The organism is Natronococcus sp. A-GB1 (genome assembly GCF_029688845.1).
Classification (GTDB): Archaea; Halobacteriota; Halobacteria; order Halobacteriales; family Natrialbaceae; genus Natronococcus.
This window is the reverse complement of record NZ_JARUKW010000027.1, coordinates 18,492-37,398: the sequence shown is the minus strand read 5'-3', so window position 1 is coordinate 37,398 and position 18,907 is coordinate 18,492. Positions and strand designations below refer to the sequence as shown.

Sequence of the window (18,907 nt, the reverse complement as noted above, 5' to 3'; positions counted from 1 at the left end):
AAGAGGAGGAACTCCGTATCCTGAGGAGTCTAGTGGCTACCGGCTCGGATTAGCAGCCAGTTTTTCACTAGTACTAGGGCTCAATCCACGATATTACCCACCAGTGGATTAATCGGCAGCCACGTAATCTCAAAGAGAATTGATCCCTCGAGATGAGTTTGTCTGGACAATATTGATTCAGTTACTTTCTCTGGGATTAAATTCCGAGTTTGCTACTGGAATAGTCGAATCGACGTCGGTATTCTCGGATTGTATACACCGGTTAGGTGATCGAATTCCCCGGATCCGAACGCCCTCATAGAAGCGATCCGCTTCGCTATATTCTGGGATGAGATGTGACTGTCGAGTTAGTACGACTTTGCCGACGCCTCTGGTACGATTCTCGGTTAAAGGATCAGGAACTCGGTAATCTTTAGCAAGATTCTAGTCATCCTGTTCCGAAGGCGACGTTATACAGAAGTACTGGTGTAAAATTTCTGCAAGTCCTTTTTTCCAACACATAAGAAAGTAGATGTAGCTATATCAATCGATTCTATAGGACGGCATCATCACCTCGTTTAGTACCTCCGCTAGAAATATACTATAGGTGAATTTTCTATCTATTACATACCTTAGATATGTAGATGTTGTACAATAATTTGTATCCTTCCAACTGCCGATCTCACGAGTTATAGAAGCGGCCAACCCACGTTTTGAGCGTATGAAACCACTTTTCGGTGCAAATTCATTCGATATAGCTGAACCAGTCGCTCAACGCTCCTCAGGAGGGGGACAATCAGATTACGGTAGACATCGATAAGAGATTCTATGCCTGGGAAATCGCGTTTTTTGTTCGAACAGTGCAGAAATGCAGCAGCTGGATCGGAACCTCGTTGTCCGAATTCTTTCTATCAAGAGCACTCTCAAGCCACTTCTTATTGTAGAATATTATCAATACTACACCATATATTGTATTGGCAGCAGTCTTATTAGATGGGTCTTATAGTTGTGGGTATTTCCCTTGTTCGGTCGTGGATGGTTCGGACTCGATATAATCCATCGTGGTAGGTCCGAAGAAGTGTCTGGTAAGGTCTCCTCTTCCAATTACGCCGTCAGGTTCTCACGGGAGCGGGAATTTGATACGCCGAGTGTCAGATATAACGTTCGCTAATAGCGAACACGCGAAAGCCACACTCAGTCGGCTGCAGCGTCGGCGCGTTCTTTTTGCTGGCGGTGAACAACATCCTTGAGGCTCGTTCAGAAGATAGCTCCCCGAGGATCAGCATGAAGTCATCGTCAATGTGCTCCTCGCTGGTTAACACTACACAGAGCGTGTCACAGAATCCAACTCATAGCTTGAGCATCTCACGTCCCGGATCGTGTCCTCGCTCGTAGTTGGTGATTGCAATGACGATCCGAAGACACAGCGCAACGAACACTTCTGTTCGTGCGTGGACGCGGCCTCGGGCGCGAACGTGCCCGAGGCCGCAGTCCTTGACTGCATCGTTGGTTCGTTCGACTCCTATCCGGTTGTTGTACGTCTCGTCCAGAACGGATTGTTTCAGCTGAACGTCCTCGCTGTGTTCTTCGATTCGGTCTTCGACCCTGTACTCGATGTTTTTCGGGTCGTCAGTGTTTCGCGGATTGTATGGAGCGATTGGCACGACCCCTGCGGCCAGCAGGTGGTCGTGCCAATCGAGGATGTCGTAGGCGCTGTCTCCAAGCATCCAGATCGGTGTATCGACGGCGATGCGCGTCACCGAGTGATCAGCGTAACCTTTGAACATCTGGAAGGAACGTCTCGATCCACTCACTAGCGAAACTCAGCCGATGGCTCAAGCGGAGAAATGTCTCGGTGAGGAACGCTCTGAAGAGATCTCGGTCCGCGAAGATCTCTGGCGAGATCTCGCGCTTCAGATCTTTCCACAGCGGTTCGATGGCGTTTAACGTCGGTGAATACGGCGGGATGAAGACGAACTCGATGTCGAGTTCGTCGGCCCGTTGTTGGGTGAGGTTTGCGTGATGAGAGCCGTAGTTGTCGGCTACGAGCAGAATCCGTCCGACGGGATTCTGCTCGCGGATCTCTTCGAGTGCCTCAACGATCGTCTCTTTGACCAACCGTTCTTTGAACGTGAGTACGCTCTGGCCAGTGAGCGCGTAGAAGCAATCGACCGCTTGGGAAACGTTATCAGCGGTTTCTCGATCGTCACCGGCCGGTCGAACGACCACATTCGCTGAGAGTTGTCGAACGGTTGTGGCCACGCTTCATCGAAAGAACCCGAACACGACCGGGTCTTCTTCCTTTTTGTCTGGCTCCTCCGGGTCGTCCTCGCCGAGCGCCTTGATCAGGCGCTCGGCGAGAATCTCTTCAGCATCGTCGGGTCGTCGTGGATCCATCGGCCGCGGTTTGGCGTAGTTCATGCCTGCTTCTCGAAGTTTTCGGCTGAGATGGGACGGGTGGTACGTGACGCTGTATCGGTCTTCGATAAGCGCGTGAATCTGCTTCGGAGTCCATGGTTGACCCTCTTCGAGAATCTCACAGAGTTCGCCCCCCTGTTGCGGGGTGAGCTTCGGCGGCCGGCCGCCGCCGAAGCGTGGGTGGAGACCCTCTACGCCACCATCGTTCCACGCCAGTGCCCACCGACGCGTCGTGGACCGGGAAATCCCGACGCGTCGACCTGCTTGCTTGCGTGTCTCTCCCAGATAGAGATTCTTGATGTAACACAGTCGCCGGACGAGACGGCTCTCGTCCGCCTCCTGGGCCGATTCAATCGCTTGATCGAATTCTTCTTCAGACAGATACCGCACCAACAAACCACGCTGACTGTTGCTCATCGAGAAAAATACGCTTCCAAAGGGGTCAACGCTTTCGCAGACCACTCCGGCGGCCTGCTCGACAAGCCTGTTGAAGACATCGGCGATGACGTGTTCGAGGTCGGTGAGAAATCGATCAATCGTGTCTCTCGATGGCGGTTTCTCAAGTCCGCAGTAGTACCAAGCGAGGCCGTGCTGGAGTTCTCGTGCAACCGGTCGTGTGCCGTGGATATCCTTGTAGTAGCAGTGCAGAAAGCCGCGAAAGAGGTCTGGTGGCTGGTGAACTCGTGTTCGCCCCCGCTTCGAGGAGGCGAACACGTCGTACTCCAGCAGAAACTCGAACTCAAGGTGCTTGAACAGCGGTACTGTCTCGGTAGCCGCGACATTCAAGAAGTCGTCTACCGAAGCTACGTCTTGCAGGGTTGCGCTGGTGCTGGACACACTTTCCGCACCCTGCTGCTTCGTACGTGACGCTTTCTATGACACGCTCCTACACAGGCAAATTCCTTCTGTTCCGCTGGTCAGCGTACGGATGGATATGATATCCGCCCCCAGTAATTGAGATGTTCTCCCATATTCCATCACAATGACGGATGTCGCATACCTTATTTCGTATTTGGATGTGTCGAGTGGATGATATCCATTATCGACTGGTACGAGCATCACACTCTTCAAGCGCATCTTCGAGCTCGGATCGACACGTCTCGATATTTGGACTTTCATCTTCAAGAGCTGTCAACGCTGCACGCACGCTATGACAAATACGACTTACATCCGCACGGGTGTCATCAACAGCCCGCTCGTCTCGGGGATCATTAATAATTTCGTAAACACCACGTCCAATATTTTCAACATAATTTGCAGCCTCTAACAACTTGAGGCGTTGTTGAATATACTGACGAGAAACACCGAATTCATCGGCTAAGTTTGACGGAACATTTCTTCCTTCGTGTAATTCATTGAGGATTTTATCATCGATCTCCTTCCGATCTAAGCCCATCACTGACTGGTTCTGTATCGACATAGTTTACTATTGTCTTCACTCATGCAAATGGTTTACTTTTGTATACTACGACGTAATTGACTACAGTAAACTATAAGTGATGCACTGTTATACTATAGAGTAGAGACCGAGGACGCCGGGAAAATCCTGGCCGGCTGCTAGGGACAGCCGACCTCGGTCTGGAGCAACAGACCAATGTCAACTCCAACACGCACGACCGAAACGGTTTCGGCTCGCAGTCGCACTGACCTCCGACCAGACTACATTCTCGTCGGCATCGACACCGAGGGCGCCCACCACGTCTATCGGACGACCGACGAGACCGTCCACGTTATCGATGGTCCCGAGCGCACCTACCGCTACGACCTCGAGGCCCTCGAACAAACGATCGATGACTGGATCAACTACGTCACGACCCGCCGCGGCTTTCCGACGCAACACCTCTACACAGGGCTCGCGGACGCACTCGCTGACGCGATCGGGGGAGGGGAAGCCTAATGACGGACGCTACCGACCTCGAGCAGCCCTCCACACAAACGAATGACAGACAAATTCTCTCTGTCGGCGACCACGTCCATGACCTGGAAAACCTAGCCCAAGCCCCGCTCGTTGCTGAACGCACTCCAATCCCCGCCCACGACTACATCGTTGGGGAGACGTCCACGACCGTCGTGGACATCCACCCGGAGTACGACTCCGACGATGAGATCTTCCCGATCGCCCACCCACAGCCGCCGATCACCGACCTCCTTACGTACCCCGTTTCATGCGCTCGCCTCGATCCCATCACCCTATTGCCCGGAGGTGCCGACCGATGAGGGTCACCACCACCGCCGAGCAACTCCTCGAAGGGTTCCCAATCGGACTCCAGGGCACTACCGCGTGCCAGCACTGCGGGACCACACTGTACGAAGGCGACCGCGTGACCGTCCTCGCATCCCGGCCGGCCGACACCGACCGCTGGGCGATCCATCGGCCCTACTGTGTGGCCTGTAGTCCCGACACCATTTCCCAGCCGACGCTGGGCTGTACGGAACTGCTCGCCCAGTGTCGGCTCGGCACCCGGGCCGACCTCGCCACCCAGCAAACCAGGCTGGTCGTCCTCGAGCCCGAGCTCCAGGACGTGAGCGAGCCCACCAACACGGCGACTCCTGCCACACACCGGTAACCCGGTAGCCGGTCGGCGAACCGCCGCGCTCGGCTATCGCCCTCTCAACTCGCTCGAACTGAATGTCTCTACACTGCAGTCGCCAGTCACCACGCCACTCGCCTGTCCTCGAGGTGGGCCCGCCGTGACCGACGCGGGCCTGACGATGACACAGCAGCCGCCACTGTCGGCGCTGGCCACCCTTGAGGTCACCGACGCGCCGGTCTCGACGCTCTGGGAGCGCCTCTTCGAGCACCAGGCGATCCGCGACGCGTTCGTTCGTGCCGTTCGCCGGTTCGCCACTGGACGGACGATCTCGGAGTGCTACGACGCCCTCGAGACCCACGACGTTCCGTACTGGCTTCGCTCACGATTCTTGAACGTCGCCCGTGGTGACCGCCGTGAAGCCTGGCGACTCGCCGCCGATCTCGTGCCGACTCTCGGGCAGGGACACTCGAGTCTCGAGGACCTGTTCGCAACCGCCCACTTCGTCGCTGAACACGTGTCCGACGAGCAGCCACCGACGATCGTGGTCACTATCGACCGCGCGTTCGAAGGCGAACCACGACGAAAACGGGAAACGGTCTGTCGACTGCTCGCCGTCCTCGCGATGGGGTTCGATGTCCGCGTCGTCGCCAGCGGTCGCACCCTCCACTGGCTGGCCCAACACCACCGCGAGGACCTCCCCGGCGTGAGCGAGTGGCGAGACACACCCTACGATTCGTCTGTCGACGATCGTGTCGACGCGGCCCTCGAGACACTGGATCCGGACGGCCGCAAAGTGAACCTCCTCCGGCAACTCGCGGCCGAACCAGCCGAAACGCTCTCCCGGCACGCGTTGCGTGCGATGCACGACGTCGATCGGAGTCGGATCTCCCAGCTTCTCGTGTCGGAGTCCGATTCGCTCACCGAGCTGGGTCTCGTGACCGAGTTCGGGCCCGCCGATGATCGAGTCGTCGAACTCCTCGAAGCCGGTCGGCAGGTCCTCGAGGCACTGGACAGCCAACGGGGCCGCCAACAGCAACTGACGGCGGCCGTGAACGACACCGGAACGTCCTCCCAACAGTGCCGTGTAACCACGCGGCCACGGGACGAGGGGGAAGCGGACAATCCCGGTAACACCGGTACCCACGCTCCCTACCGAACGACCTACCTCGATCGGCCGGCCCATGCCGGAGCGATTGGGTGCAGCCAGGATGGCGGCATTACCTTCACTGACGCCCCGTTTGCGGACCGGACGGGCGGAAATGAACACGTCCGGTACGTGAGTTTCGATGCTGAGCGCGAGGACGCGGTCGTCGCCGTTCGAGCGAGCGGGCCACTCCAGTACGTGGTGAGTCTCGCGACGGCGTTAACGTCGCCACGATTGCTCGATCGCGTCCTCACTGACAGCCGCCTCGAGTCGCTGGACGATCCGCCGGCACTCCTTCGCGATGCTCGCTGTATCGGTGCGCTCTCGGATGAGGTCCTCGAGGATCCCGTAACCCTGCGGGAGGCACTCATCGGGTGGGGGACCGACCTCGAGTCGATGACGGCGAAACTCGCGGCTGGCGAGTACGAGGATCGCGACCGCTTCCGGAGCTCGATCATTCGCTCGGCCCACGGCCTCGCAGGGTCCATCATCCACCTGTTCGATACTCTCGGCATCGACGTCGTCCGCGAAATCCGCGTTCCAGCCGGCCTCGACCAGAACTCGCTGGAGGCCCTCGCGACCTCGATTGGTATTTCGGCGGCGATCCAGGCCAGATACGGTGCCTTTGCCTGCTACCGACAGCTGTTCGAGTCGCGCGAAGAGAAACGTCGCACTGCACCCTCACCGACCGTCGACGCGGCGGAGCCCCTCGGGACGCTTATCGGCTCGATCGTCGTTCGCGGTGCGGATGTTCACCGCCTCCGGCCACACCTCGAGACCGCTCTCGAGACACCGGCAGAAGTCGTCGATGACGCCCCCGAATTCGCTATCCACGTCCCGCTCTCGACGGCCGATCGCACCGCCTCTGCAGCAGCTGCGACCTGGGTCCTCCAGGCCAAGAATCTGCGACCGACTCGAGAAGTCGTCTCGCTCCTTCACGCGCTCTGTGGTTCACCGTACGCCGCCGCTCGCGCTCTCCACCAGCTCGCCGGCGAGGACAGCAGCACGCGTAACGTTCGGCCGGACGACCTGCGGTACGCTTTGGGAACGCTCGAACCCGATCGCCTCCTCCCCGATCTCCCGCCGACAGTCGGCCGCGTTGTCCATGCGCTCTTGACAGCCACCGACCGTCTGTCCCAGCGGGAGATCGCCGATCGAGCGGGAGTCTCGACGCGGTCGATTCGGAAGTACCGAGATCTTCTCAAGGCGCTCGATCTCGTCACCCACACCGATGACGGGTATCGGCTCGTGCTGTCCTTCCGGGACCCAGTAGAGCGACGCGATCCAGTCACACCAGCCATCGTCGAGGAGAAGCAATCATTGCTTGACGCTACCGACGCCGTTCTCGAGACGATGTTACCATCCGACCGGTACGGTAATCCCGATGATGCGGTCGGTGGAACCCTGTTCTGGCCGCCCGGTCCATTCCAGCTAATCGATCAGCCAAAAGTTGGGCCGTGGATTCGCGTCGCGGCAGCACTCGCAGGTGCAGAATATCCGGTTGATAACCGAACGATCGCGATGGGCCCACCGATCGAACAGCTATCGATCACGGGGTCCGCTCCTCGATCACATCTGACCACATACTGATATACTCCTCGTATCGAAGGTCAGCGATTTCGTCGATCGTAACCCACTCATCATCCTCGGGCTCCGCATCGGACGGATTCAGATCCTCCTCGACGAGTTCCTGCTGGATGGAATTATCGAGTTCCTTGGTAATCACCTCGAGAACGTGCTGTCCGTTCGGGTGACTTCCGAGCCACGTCTCGAGATCGACACCAAGCACCTCTTCAGAGAACTGTCGGTAGGAGTGATACAGCGTATACAGTTCACTATATTGGAATCGGAGCTCTTCGGCTCGCTCATCCGCCCGCTCACGTTCCGATTCGGTGAGATCATCGTCCCCATCCGTATTGATCCACGTCAACTCTTGGCGCTGCCTTAGCATCTGAAGCTCTAACAAGGCCGTATGTAACTTGTAGAGTGTATTCAGACGAAGCGTCGATGCGAGTTGGCGACGTTCGCTGAACTCGAGATCTGTCGTGCGATACCGCCTTCGGGGACACGTCTCGAGAAGGCTCTCGATCCACCCGTCTTTCTCCTTGGCCGCCGCTTCCAAGTATAGCTGGAGACGGTCTTCGGGTGACAGGTCTTCGAGGACCTCTTCACGAACCTCTTCGAGATCGCGTTCGATTCGACGCTTGGTCATCTATCGACCCTCCTGTTGAGCGGCGTCGAATCGGTCGTCACTGACTGCCGATCAGTACGATTACTCATCGGATTTCACCTTTCTGGCGTCTTGCAGTAGCTCGAGTTCGTCCTGCATCTCGTCGATATCCGCATCTTTCATTAACAGTCGATACTGCCCGGAAAGAGTGCCGAGAGTCCGCATCCACTTGATCGCCAGTTCTTGGTCGTCCGTTGAGTCCAGGTCCATTTCCTCGAGATGATTGTGAATAAACTGGATGTTCTGGGAGAGGATCTGCTGAATCTCCTCACGATCACTTCGGTCGGCGTCCTCGCTGGGTGCTTTCGAGTTAGTCACGGGTGTTCACTTGGAGAGAGTTTGCGAGAGGTGATATTCGTGAGACGAGAGGTAACCGCATTCGAAGACGAGATTGTACTTGCTCGGAAATCTTCTCTATACATCTCCAGTGGAAACTACCGGCGGCACTCGGAAAAGGGGTGGGAAACCGGAGTGGAAGTGGTCCTCCCTCCGAACAGGGAGCTACTCCGTGAGGTCACTCGAACTCCGGCGATGCAAATAGCTCGTCAGGAGAGATCTGATCGGTCGTCTCGAGATAGGGCATGATCGCGTCTCGAATCCACTGTGGATCGAACGTCGTCTCGACTTGCTTCACCCGACCGTCGCGACCTCGGGAGTCGATCCACGTCTCCACGAGAGCCATCGTCTCGAGGTCGGTAAGCACCTCGCGAATCGCGCGCTCGCCGAGGCTGACCTCCTCGGCCAGTGCATCGTCGTCGATGCGTTCGGCGATTTGGTTCGTCGTCACCGGCTGGACGACGTCGCCCTGAGCGTCTCGCACGCTAGCGACGACAGTCAAGACGAGAAAGTGATTGAACGGCAGGCTCAGTAACTTCTCTTCGAGGGCTGCCTGTTCAGTCGACTCGAGATTTGCGTCGAGACACTCCTCCGTGACCGTCTCGAGCCCGCGTTCGTTCGCAGTTTCGCCAGCCTGACGAAACAGCGTCAGTGCCTTCCGTGCGTCACCCCAGCGCCGGGCCGCCTGTTTGGTACCGACGTCTCGAACGGAGTCGGGAAGGGCGCTGTCCCGGAACGCTCGCTCGAGACGGGGAGCGAGAACTTTCCGCAGCGTTTCGATACCATACGGTGGGAAGAACACTTCCTCGCCGCTCATCGCACTCTGGACGCGACTGTCGAGTCGCAGATCCACCTCGAGGAGTTCGTTGCTTATGAGAAACACCGATAGTTCGATATCGCGTTGGAGTCGTCCTTCGCCGCGTAGTAACCGGTAGAAAAAGTCGCTGGGATCGTAGTTCGTATCCTGCTGGATATGGTCGATCTCATCGAGCAACAGTACCGTCCACTCCGGATAATCTTCGAATGCTGTCCAGATACCTTCGAAAACACCGTCGATCCCCTCATAGGCGCCTTTCTTCTCACCCGTGAGCTCATACAGGATTTCGTTAGCCGCACTGAACAGCGATCGACACTCCTTCAGGTTGATATATTCGGCAGCGACATCGTCGTGCCGGGCAGCGAATTCCTGACAGACTCGCCGGGTCGTGAGCGTCTTACCAGTCCCTGGGGGTCCGTAGATCGAGACAGTCGTCGGAAGATACCCCTCGTGAATACCATTGAGAATAGTTGCAAGCTCGCGCTCCTGCCCTTCGCGAGCAACAATCTCTTCAGGCTCAGCGAGCGGGTCAAGCGCGCGTTTATCGGTGAAAACACTCTCGCTAGGCGTTGTCGTCTCGAAGAGGTCGTCGTACTTGGTCATAGGAGCTTCCAGCGGAACTACGAGTGTATGTGTTTCTATGTCACCTACAGATAACGGTTCTGGACGGCAAACAAGATCACCACTGATCGTCCCAACCGAAGCTATCTGCTCGAGCGGCTCGCCTCTTACTGCATATACTTCCCTTTACTGAGATGAATCGTGCTGAATTCGCCGTATTCAGTCCCGATACTATTGACTTTGAACAACTGACTGTGCTCTCTTGAGCGGGTAGAGAACCATCTATTCTTCGGGTCGTCGATACTGCTCTAACGACTGAGGAACTACCCGTCAGCCTCCTCACTACCGACCGTCAGGGAAACGTATGCATCGGCGGAGTCGATCGACGGCTCCTCGGGCACCGCATCCGGATACAGCAACCAGACGAACTGCACATCGTCTCCTGTCGCCGGTTCGAGCTCGTGTTCGAACGTCTCGCTTTCGCCGTCGCTGACGGTTACGTCGAACCGCTCGAGTTCGCGCTCGTCTTCAGTGGCCCCGTCCTCGAGTTCCTGCTCGAGCGCGAGGACGGTGTAACTTTTCGGCTCGTCCCCGTAGTTATCGACGCCGACGAACACGGAATCGGCCGATCCCTGCTCGAGGGTCACGTCCGATCCGTCCGTCAGTAGATCGCCGTCGGAATCGAGCAGCGAGATCGCCGCGGCGTCGTCGTCCTCGCCTAGGTCAGGTCCGTACCCTGCGTGGTGGTCGGCGATCGCGAACCCGACCGCGCCGACCGCGATCGCGACCGCGACGGCCAGCGATAGCGTCAACGCGAGGTCGGTGACGCCGGTCGGTCGAAGCGCGCTTGTGCCCGTTCGCGCCCACTCGCGGTAGGGCACGCGGAACCTGTCGGCGGGCGAAACCGCCAGCCGGCGGCGCGCGGCGCCGGCCGTCAGCGCCACGGTGACGAGCGCCACCGCCGCCAGCGTCGGTCCGAGCCCGACTCCCCACGGCGAGGCGCTCATCGCCAGCCCGGTCACGGCGACCACGATTACGCTCGCGACGACCGACAGCGAGAGCCGGTCGATCCCGTCGAGGCCCGATCGCTCCCGTTCCGGAAACAGCGCGGCGACCGCGACGTATCCGGGAACGAACAGCAAAAACGGGAGGCCGAAGACGACGCGAACCGGCGTCTCGCGAAGCTCCGGCGCGACCGCCGCGACGATGACGAGCCCCGTCACCAGCAGCGCCACGGCGAGATCGAGCCACCAGCCACGGTTCGAGTCGGTTCGCCCGTTCGCTCCCATCGCCCGTTTCTTCCACGCTCGAAGGATAAAACCCGTCTGTCGTCGTTCCGAACGGTCTGGACCACGTGAGTAATCGGGCGGCCGGGCCGAGGACGCCGGCCGACACGCATGCGAAACCGGAGACGAACAATGAGAGTCGCGGCTGGGTAAATCTCCGGTTATAGCGACTCGGCGGCGGAAATACGACGTTTCGAGCCCACAGTTTCAAACACCCCTTCGACGTACGTTCGTCGGGTGTCTCTCGTGAATCTCGCTTCGACGCTCGTTGGGTTCGTTCGCATTCCGTGGGGTAGCACTGCCGTCGGAACTCGTCCGCCGAGGTGGCTATGACGACCGACGTCGACGACGACGGAGCCTCGACGATCCCCAGAGAGGTCTCGGAAGACCTGCTCTCGACCGACGACCTCGAGTCGCGGCTCGACCGGGCGGGCGGTGTCGAACGCGACCGGGATCGCGTTCGACGGATCAGGGATCGAAACACGGCGCTGGGGTTTGCCCTGCTCGGCGTGATCAGCTTCGTCGGTGGTCTTGCCCTCACGAGCGGGCAGCAGGTCCTGTTCGCGCTTGCGGGCGTCGGCGGGTTCGCCGCGGTGCTCACGTACGCGCTGGCGCCCGAACGCGTGATCGAGGCTCGGGACGGCCGGCGGGTGTACGAGACGTGCGCGACGAACGTCTCCCGGCTCGCGGCCGAGCTAGGGGAGCCGGCCGACGGCTGCTACGTTCCGACCCAGGAGACGGATGCGGACGGCGTTCGACTGTTCGTTCCGGCCGGGTTCGACGCGGCGGAGACACTCGCGGAAGGTTCGGACGGCCCCGGCCTGTTTCTCGAGCCGACCGGCGCGTCGTTCGTTCGGGAGCTCGAGGACGGCCTCCCGAACCGGCCCGAGCCGCTCGCCGAGCGGCTGACCGCCGCGCTCGTGGACCGATTCGAACTCGTCGGTCGCGCCGAACCGGCCGTCGACGCCGAAGCCGGACGCGTCGACGTCGCGGTCGCGGACGACGTCTTCGGTCCCGTCGACCAGTTCGATCATCCGGTCGTCTCGACGCTGGCGGTCGGGCTCGCCGCCGGCCTCGAGCGCCCCGTCGACGTCGCGGTCAGTCCGGAGACGGACCGCGGGCAGTGGCTCGTGACCTGCCGCTGGACGGGAAACGCGGCCATCGAAGACGGCGTCGAGTGAGCGGAGTCGAGCGAGAAAGCAGCCGTTTTACCAAGACGTAACGTTTGGAAACCGCCCGCGAAACGCCGTCTCTCCCGGCCGAATCCCGCCTGGGTCGATCGTCGCGTTCGGCCAGCTCGTTCGGTGACCAGTTGCCGATGTGTCACTTACTTCTCAAAACGATCTACACACTTATGCGCCGATCTACCGACTGCAACCGGCATGGGGCGACAGAAGCAGAAGCTGAGCAGCGCTCGGACAGGGTCCGGACCGCCTCGGCCGGGGGGTATCCGAACGGTGGCAGGACGGTCCGCGACGCCGTACCGATCGGTTCGCTCGATGCGTCGGACGGGGTAAACCGTGAGTTTCAGCGTCGAACGGTGTGCGGACGGGGACGAGTGGAACGAACTGCTCGATCGGATGACCGCCGCGTCCGTCTTCCACCGATCGTCGGTTCTGAACGTTCTCGCGGACCACTCGGCGGGGACCGTCCACCGACTCGTCGGGTACAAAGGCCGGGAGCCGATCGGCGTGTTTCCGGTGTTCGAACTGGCGAAAGCCGGGGTCACAGCCGCGTTTTCGCCACCGCCGCGGCTGGGCGTCCCCTTCCAGGGTCCCGTCCTGTTCGATCAGAACGGGTTGAAACAGCGCAAACGCGAACGGCGAAACCGGCGGTTCATCGACGCCTGCCTCGAGTGGATCGACGACGCGTTCGCCCCCCGGTACGTGCGCGTCTGTACGACGCCGGGATACGAGGACGTCCGCCCGTTCGAGTGGGCGTCGTACACGGCCACGCCGCGGTACACGTACACCATCGATCTGACGCCGGATCCGGACGCGATCAAACGCTCGTTCTCGCGGACGCCGCGCAAGAACATCGAATCGAACGACGCCGACCTCGAGATCACGAACGGGAGCGCGGAGGAGATTCGCTTCATTCACGACCAGATCCGCTCCCGGTACGAGACACAGGGGAAGCGCTACACCGTCCCGCTCGAGTTCCTGCTCGACTTGCGCGAGGCGACGCCACCCCGGACGGTCCGGACGTACGTCGGCAGGATCGACGACGAACCGACCGCGGGGCTGATCACCCTCGAGGACGAGAACACGGTCTACTTCTCCGAGGGCGGTGGGAAACCCGATGCCGACGTTTCGTGTAACGATCACCTTCACTGGCGGGTTATCCGCGACGCCAAGGCGAGGCGCCTTTCGCGCTACGATCTGCAGGGGGCGAACGTTCCGCGCATCTGTGAGTACAAAGCCAAGTTCAACCCGCGGCTGCGCTCCTACTACGAACTCGAGCGGGGGACGCCGCTCATGCGGCTGGCCTCGGCGTGTTACCGGCGGCTCAGATAGCGGGCACTCAGTCGAAGTACCCCAGGTCCTCGAGCCGAGACCGGACCTCCCTCCGCTCGCCGTCGGAACCGATCTCGTCGGCGTCTCGGTCGTCGTACGCTTTCAGGGGTGTTCCGTCCGCGAGTTCCGGAACCGGCTCGCCGTCGAACGCCGCGTCCCGGGGAACGTCCAGCAGTCCGAGCACCGTCGGCGCCACGTCGTAAATCGACCGCGATTCGCGGGTCGTCGCCGTCTCGACGGCCGGACCCGACCCGATCAGGATCCCCTCGCGCTTGTGATTGAACGCGTACCGCGATCGGTCGAATACCGACGCGGAGACGGCCGCGCTGAGGAAGTAGTCGAACCGGTTGGGCACGACGACGATATCCGGCCCGTCGGTCGCGTACGGGCCGTCGAACACCTGCTCGGACGGTTCGACTCGCTCGAAGACCGGATCGCCGTCTGGTGCCGTCAGCGTCCGGAGTTCGTCGACGAGATCCCGCCGAATCGCCGCGTCGCAGTAGATTCCCAGTCCCGAACTGGAGGGAAAGTACGCCGCGGAGGCCTCCGGATCGATCTTCTCGCCCCCCGCGACGACCCGCTCGAGCACCGCTTCCGGCAGCGCTCGTTTCGCCAGCGTGTCGGCGCCGACGGCCGCCAGACCCGACTCGATCCGCTGTGGGGTCAGGCCGAGCCGCGACAACGTTCGCGTCAGGCGCGCGGTACGTCCGCCTCCCCCCGTGCGGTCGGTTTCGGTTCCGGGCTTGGTCCAGCCGTGTTCCCGCCCGTCGACGGCGGTCTCGAGGTATCCGCGGCGTTTCAGCCAGGCATTGAGCCGGACGTCCCACTCGCCCGTAGGCCCCATCCCGTGATCCGACGCGAGCAGCGTCACGTCCGCGTCGGCGACGTCGATTACGCTCTCGACGAACGCGTCGAGTTCGCGGTAGACGTGTCGAACGTGACGCGGCTCGGGAAGATCGTGAAAGACGAGGTCGGTCGCCTGGAACTCGACCATCGCGAACTCCCACTCGTAGCTGTCACAGAGGTACTCGATCGCGTCCCGCCGGGTACGCATCGTTCGGACGTACTCCTCACACAGGGCCTCGCCCTCGAGCGAGTCGTCGGCGTAGACGCGATACTCGCCGATCGCCTCCCGGAGTTCCTCGAGGATCCCGTCGGGGTGGGCCTTCGCGCGGTCGACTTCCCGACCCAGGAAGCCGGGGACCACGACGCCGTCGATCGTCGGAGCGGGGTCGGTCACCGGAACGTTCACGACGATCGATCGACGTCCCGCTTCGGAAAGGTAGTCCCAGATCCGGCGCGTCCGGACGTCGCGTGCGTCGACCAGCCGCTCCCCGTCAGGCGTCTCGAAATCGAACACGCCGTGTTTCCCCGGATTCTTCCCGCTGGTCAGCGACGTCCACGCCGCCGGCGTCCACGGGGGGAGCGAACTCTCGAGCGTCGCGTGGTAGCCGTTCTCGAGCAGCGCGGCGATGGTCGGCATCGTCCCGTCCTCGATCAGGGGATCGATCGTGCGGAAGTCGCCGGCGTCGATTCCGATCAGAAGTACGCTGTCTGTCATCGTCTCTCCGGCCATCCACCGGTATCACACCGTCCCGACCTACATAGTAGTATCACCCGTCCCGGCCACTGGTTCCGGACGATGACAGTCCGGATCGGCGTACCAGCGAACTATACGATCGGCCGGAGACGGATTCGAGAGTAGTTCGATGACTCGATCCGATGGGTTCCGCGTTGGAGTGCTGGCGGCACCGTACCTCCGCGAGTGGCAGGCTCGATCGCTCGAGCGGGCGACCGCCGACACCGACGTCGCGGTTTCGCTCGTGGTTGTCGACGAGCCGGCCGAATCGGACGCCGACCCGGATGCGCTCGCGGCCGCGGTGAACGGAAGGCTCGAATCCGGTCGCAACGCCCTCGACCTCCTCCGGCTGACCCTCGAGCGGGAACGGGCCTGGACGCTGGTCGTCGGGGAGCGCGAACTCGCCAGGCGCTTCGGCGCCGAGCATCCACTCTCCGAGCGACGAGCGGTGACGGATGTCGACTGCCTTGCGAGCGCGGAGATCCGCCACGTCTCACCGCGGATCGACGGGAACTGGCGCGAGTTGCCGTCCGAAACCGTCCGCGAGATCGCCGAGCGCTGCGACATCGTCGTTAGGTACGGGTTCGGCCTGCTCCGGGGCGGCGTCCTCGAGGCGCCCGACCACGGGGTGCTCAGCTTTCACCCGGCGGACGTCCGCCGGTACCGCGGGCTCGGGACGCCAATGGCCTTTCTGGACGGTCGGGAGACGGTCGGCGTTACGCTCCAGCGGCTGACCGAGGAGATCGACGGCGGCGAGATCGTCGCCGAGGCGACGGTCGCCGTCGACGACGGCGACACCCTGTGGGACGTCTACGACCGTATCCACGAGCGCCAGCTCGACCTCCTGGCCGAGGGGATTCGAAACGTCCGCGATCCAGCGTTCGAACCGACGGTGCCGGAGGCGGTGGGACCCTACTACTCGATGGATCGGCGGCGACGACCCGGGTTCGCCGTGCGGACGGTGCTGCGAAACGTGCGCCGGCGGCTGTCGTGAGTCGTGGGAGCGCGGTATCCCGCGGTTTCCCGCCGAACGGAGCCCAACAGCTATGGTCTCCCCCGGATTGGGATACCTCGCACGTTCGCGACACGGTACGCGAGCAGGGGTCGAACGTCGATGACTAGCGCGTTGCTCTCGAGAGTCACGTCCGAGTTCGGGGGGCGGCTCGTCCACGTCATCACCTCGGGGCTTCTCCTGATACTGCTGACGCGATTGCTCGGTCCCGACGGCTACGGCCTGCTCGCACTCGCGATCTCGGTCTTTACCGTCTCGAGGTTCCTGAGCGAGTCCGGCCTGCACTGGTCGGCGGCGAAGTACGTCGCCGAGTTCAAAGCCGAACGACCGGACGCCGCAGCGACGGTCGTCGTCGAATCCCGGCGGCTGGTGCTCGCGGCCGCCACGGTCGTTGCCGTCGGACTGGCCGCAACGGCCGACCGGATCGCGGCGGTGCTCGCGGAGCCGGCGCTCTCGACGCTCCTCGTCGCCGGGGCGGGCGTCGTATTCTGGTACTCGCTCCACCGGTACAACCGCCACATCCTCCAAGGGTACGAGGCGATCGGACGGAGCGCAGCGCTGCACGCGTTCGAGGGGGTCGCGACGCTCGCGCTCGTCGCCGGCCTCGTCCTGTACCGGCCGACGCCGCTGACCGCAGTGTTCGGCTACGCGGCCGCCTACGCCGTCGCCGCCCTCGCCGGCTTCGTCGCGGTTTCGCACACCGGCGATCTCGGCTCCGCCGTCCTCACCGAACGCGCGTCGATCCGCCGGAAGGTACTTCGGTACAACCTCCCGCTGAGCGCGACGCGACTGTCGAACGTCGTCGACAACGAGGCGGACGTCCTCCTGATAGCGTACTTCACCACCCCGATCGGTGTCGCGTTTTACGCGCTCGGCCTCCGTATCGCCGAGTTCGTGCGAACGCCGGCGGCGTCGATCGGGTTCGCACTGTCGCCGACCTACGGGTCGGAGAAGTCGAGCGGGAGCGTCGAGCACGCGACCGCCGTCTTCGAGGAGAGCCTCTCGAAGACGCTCGTGTTGTACGTGCCGGCCTGTGCGGGAATCATCGTCATCGCCGAGACGGCGATCCCGGTCGTTTTCGGGGCCGACTATACGGGGGCCGTCGTCGTCGTGCAGGTGCTCGCGCTGTTCGTCTTCTTCGACGCGCTGCTCAAGATCACCGGGCCGGGCCTGGACTACCTCGGTCGGGCGCGCGCCAGAGCGATCGTCAACGCGGTCACGTCGGCCTCGAACATCGTTCTGAACGTCCTGTTCATTCCGACGTTCGGCGTCGTGGGCGCCGCGTACGCGACGGTGATCACGACCGGCTGTTACTCGCTGCTCTCGCTGGGGATCATGTACACCGAACTCGCGTTCGATCTGCGACGGATCGGAAACTGCTTCGTCCTGATCTCGGCGATCGCACTCTTAATGAGCCTCGTCGTCGTCGCGTTCACGGCGTACCTGAGCGGCGCCGTCGCGATGGTCGGCGGGATCGCGATCGGCGTCGGGACCTGGCTCGTCGCCTGTCACCTGTTCGACCTCCTGAACGTCACGCGGCTGGTCGAACTCCGCCACGGCTGATCACCCGTGGATTAAGGGAATCGCCCGCGTGTATTGGGGTATGCTCCCGCCCGTTGCGAGGCAGTTCGTCGCCGGGGAGACGTCGGCCGAGGCGCTCGAGCACGTCAGACGCCTCAACGAGCTGGATATCAACGGGATGCTCAACCGACTGGGGACACACCACCGCGATCGTCGGCGGGTTCGCGACGACGCGCGGGCCTACCGGCTGCTGGTCGAGGACGTCGGCAACACGGGACTCGAGGGCGGCGTCTCCGTCAAACCGTCCCAGCTCGGGCTGGACCTCGGCGCGGACGTGTTTCGGGACTCGCTGCGGGAGGTCCTCGAGGCGGCGGCGCCACGCGACGTCGTCGTCTGGCTGGACATGGAAGCACACGCGTCGACCGACGCGACGCTCGCGGCGTTCGAGGCGCTCGCCCCCGAGTACGGCGAGGGGATCGGAGTCTGTCTCCAGGCGAACCTGAAACGGAGCCGCGAGGATCTCGATCGGCTCGCGGACCTCCCGGGAAAGGTCCGACTCGTCAAGGGAGGGGCCTACGACGAACCGCGGGCGGTCGCCTACCGCGACCGTGATCGGATGGACCGCGCCTACCGCGACCTGCTCGAGGCCGCCTTCGAACGCTTCGACGACGGCGTCGCGGTCGCCACCCACGACCCCGCAATGGTCGAGCACGCGATTTCGCTGCACGAGCGCTACGGGACGCCGTTCGAGATCCAGATGCTGATGGGGGTGCGGCCGGACGCGCAGGTCGAACTGGCCAAGGAGTACGACGTCTGGCAGTACGTCCCCTACGGCACCCGCTGGAAGCGATACTTCCTGAACCGGGTAACCGAGAACGGGCGCACGGTTCGGTTCGCCGCGCGGGCGCTGCTCGAGGGAGTGCGCCGCGGCGACTTACGTTCCGTCCCAGCCGAAAGATAAGGACAGCACGAGA

The 18,907-nt window shown here is 61.8% G+C and carries 15 protein-coding genes and 2 pseudogenes; 9 read left to right on the top strand and 8 right to left on the bottom strand.

The window, feature by feature from the left end; all coding sequences use genetic code 11:
• Positions 1-1,328: 1,328 nt before the first annotated feature.
• From QA600_RS21145 to QA600_RS21135, 3 genes and pseudogenes are all read right to left on the bottom strand, one after another.
• A pseudogene (locus tag QA600_RS21145) lies at positions 1,329-1,727 on the bottom strand (transposase); the annotation flags it as partial.
• A gap of 19 nt (positions 1,728-1,746) precedes the next feature.
• Positions 1,747-2,814 (bottom strand): annotated as a pseudogene (locus tag QA600_RS21140) (IS630 family transposase).
• A 622-nt stretch (positions 2,815-3,436) separates the two neighbouring features.
• Entirely contained in the window at positions 3,437-3,817 is a 381-nt protein-coding gene (locus QA600_RS21135; RefSeq protein WP_278293914.1) for a winged helix-turn-helix domain-containing protein, read from the bottom strand.
• A 174-nt stretch (positions 3,818-3,991) separates the two neighbouring features.
• On the opposite strand from QA600_RS21135, the gene QA600_RS21130 reads away from it, so the two are divergent.
• The 4 genes from QA600_RS21130 (at position 3,992) to QA600_RS21115 (ending at position 7,665) form a co-directional block, all read left to right on the top strand.
• Complete coding sequence (locus tag QA600_RS21130) at positions 3,992-4,294, top strand: hypothetical protein (protein ID WP_278293913.1); 303 nt, start codon at positions 3,992-3,994, stop codon at positions 4,292-4,294.
• A complete protein-coding gene (locus tag QA600_RS21125; protein ID WP_278293910.1) occupies positions 4,294-4,614 on the top strand; it encodes a hypothetical protein in 321 nt (106 codons plus the stop codon). Before QA600_RS21130 ends, QA600_RS21125 begins: the two co-directional genes overlap by 1 nt.
• Positions 4,611-4,964 (top strand): hypothetical protein, encoded by a 354-nt coding sequence (locus QA600_RS21120; protein WP_278293909.1) that lies wholly within the window; start codon positions 4,611-4,613, stop codon positions 4,962-4,964. The genes QA600_RS21125 and QA600_RS21120 overlap by 4 nt, the downstream gene beginning before the upstream one ends.
• Positions 4,965-5,088: 124 nt before the next feature.
• Positions 5,089-7,665: a hypothetical protein gene (locus tag QA600_RS21115; protein ID WP_278293908.1), complete on the top strand. Its 2,577-nt coding sequence runs from the start codon at positions 5,089-5,091 to the stop codon at positions 7,663-7,665.
• On the opposite strand, the gene QA600_RS21110 is transcribed toward QA600_RS21115, so the two are convergent.
• The 4 genes from QA600_RS21110 to QA600_RS21095 all read right to left on the bottom strand — a co-directional run bounded on the left by QA600_RS21110 (position 7,625) and on the right by QA600_RS21095 (position 11,308).
• On the bottom strand, positions 7,625-8,287 hold the full coding sequence (locus tag QA600_RS21110) for a hypothetical protein (RefSeq protein ID WP_278293907.1): 663 nt from the start codon (positions 8,285-8,287) through the stop codon (positions 7,625-7,627). The genes QA600_RS21115 and QA600_RS21110 overlap by 41 nt on opposite strands.
• Positions 8,288-8,347: 60 nt before the next feature.
• A complete protein-coding gene (locus QA600_RS21105) occupies positions 8,348-8,623 on the bottom strand; it encodes a hypothetical protein (RefSeq protein ID WP_278293905.1) in 276 nt (91 codons plus the stop codon).
• A gap of 196 nt (positions 8,624-8,819) precedes the next feature.
• On the bottom strand, positions 8,820-10,061 hold the full coding sequence (locus tag QA600_RS21100) for an AAA family ATPase (protein WP_278293904.1): 1,242 nt from the start codon (positions 10,059-10,061) through the stop codon (positions 8,820-8,822).
• A 281-nt stretch (positions 10,062-10,342) separates the two neighbouring features.
• Positions 10,343-11,308: a DUF1616 domain-containing protein gene (locus QA600_RS21095; protein WP_278293903.1), complete on the bottom strand. Its 966-nt coding sequence runs from the start codon at positions 11,306-11,308 to the stop codon at positions 10,343-10,345.
• A 326-nt stretch (positions 11,309-11,634) separates the two neighbouring features.
• Here QA600_RS21095 and QA600_RS21090 point away from each other — a divergent pair, with 326 nt between their 5' ends.
• The gene (locus tag QA600_RS21090) at positions 11,635-12,486 is read left to right on the top strand and encodes a hypothetical protein (RefSeq protein WP_278293902.1); all 852 of its coding nucleotides are present in this window, start codon (positions 11,635-11,637) and stop codon (positions 12,484-12,486) included.
• A gap of 339 nt (positions 12,487-12,825) precedes the next feature.
• Positions 12,826-13,821: a GNAT family N-acetyltransferase gene (locus QA600_RS21085; protein WP_278293901.1), complete on the top strand. Its 996-nt coding sequence runs from the start codon at positions 12,826-12,828 to the stop codon at positions 13,819-13,821.
• Positions 13,822-13,828: 7 nt separating this feature from the next.
• Here the strand turns inward: QA600_RS21085 and QA600_RS21080 are convergent, their stop codons facing one another.
• On the bottom strand, positions 13,829-15,382 hold the full coding sequence (locus QA600_RS21080) for an alkaline phosphatase family protein (protein WP_278293900.1): 1,554 nt from the start codon (positions 15,380-15,382) through the stop codon (positions 13,829-13,831).
• A 148-nt stretch (positions 15,383-15,530) separates the two neighbouring features.
• On the opposite strand from QA600_RS21080, the gene QA600_RS21075 reads away from it, so the two are divergent.
• The 3 genes from QA600_RS21075 (at position 15,531) to QA600_RS21065 (ending at position 18,894) form a co-directional block, all read left to right on the top strand.
• Positions 15,531-16,394 carry a formyltransferase family protein gene (locus tag QA600_RS21075; RefSeq protein WP_278293899.1) on the top strand — a complete coding sequence of 288 codons (864 nt, stop codon included), beginning with the start codon at positions 15,531-15,533 and terminating at the stop codon, positions 16,392-16,394.
• 120 nt (positions 16,395-16,514) lie between these two features.
• Positions 16,515-17,975, top strand: a complete 1,461-nt coding sequence (locus tag QA600_RS21070; RefSeq protein WP_278293898.1) for a polysaccharide biosynthesis C-terminal domain-containing protein — start codon at positions 16,515-16,517, stop codon at positions 17,973-17,975.
• A 40-nt stretch (positions 17,976-18,015) separates the two neighbouring features.
• The gene (locus QA600_RS21065) at positions 18,016-18,894 is read left to right on the top strand and encodes a proline dehydrogenase family protein (protein ID WP_278293897.1); all 879 of its coding nucleotides are present in this window, start codon (positions 18,016-18,018) and stop codon (positions 18,892-18,894) included.
• The last annotated feature ends 13 nt before the right edge of the window (positions 18,895-18,907 follow it).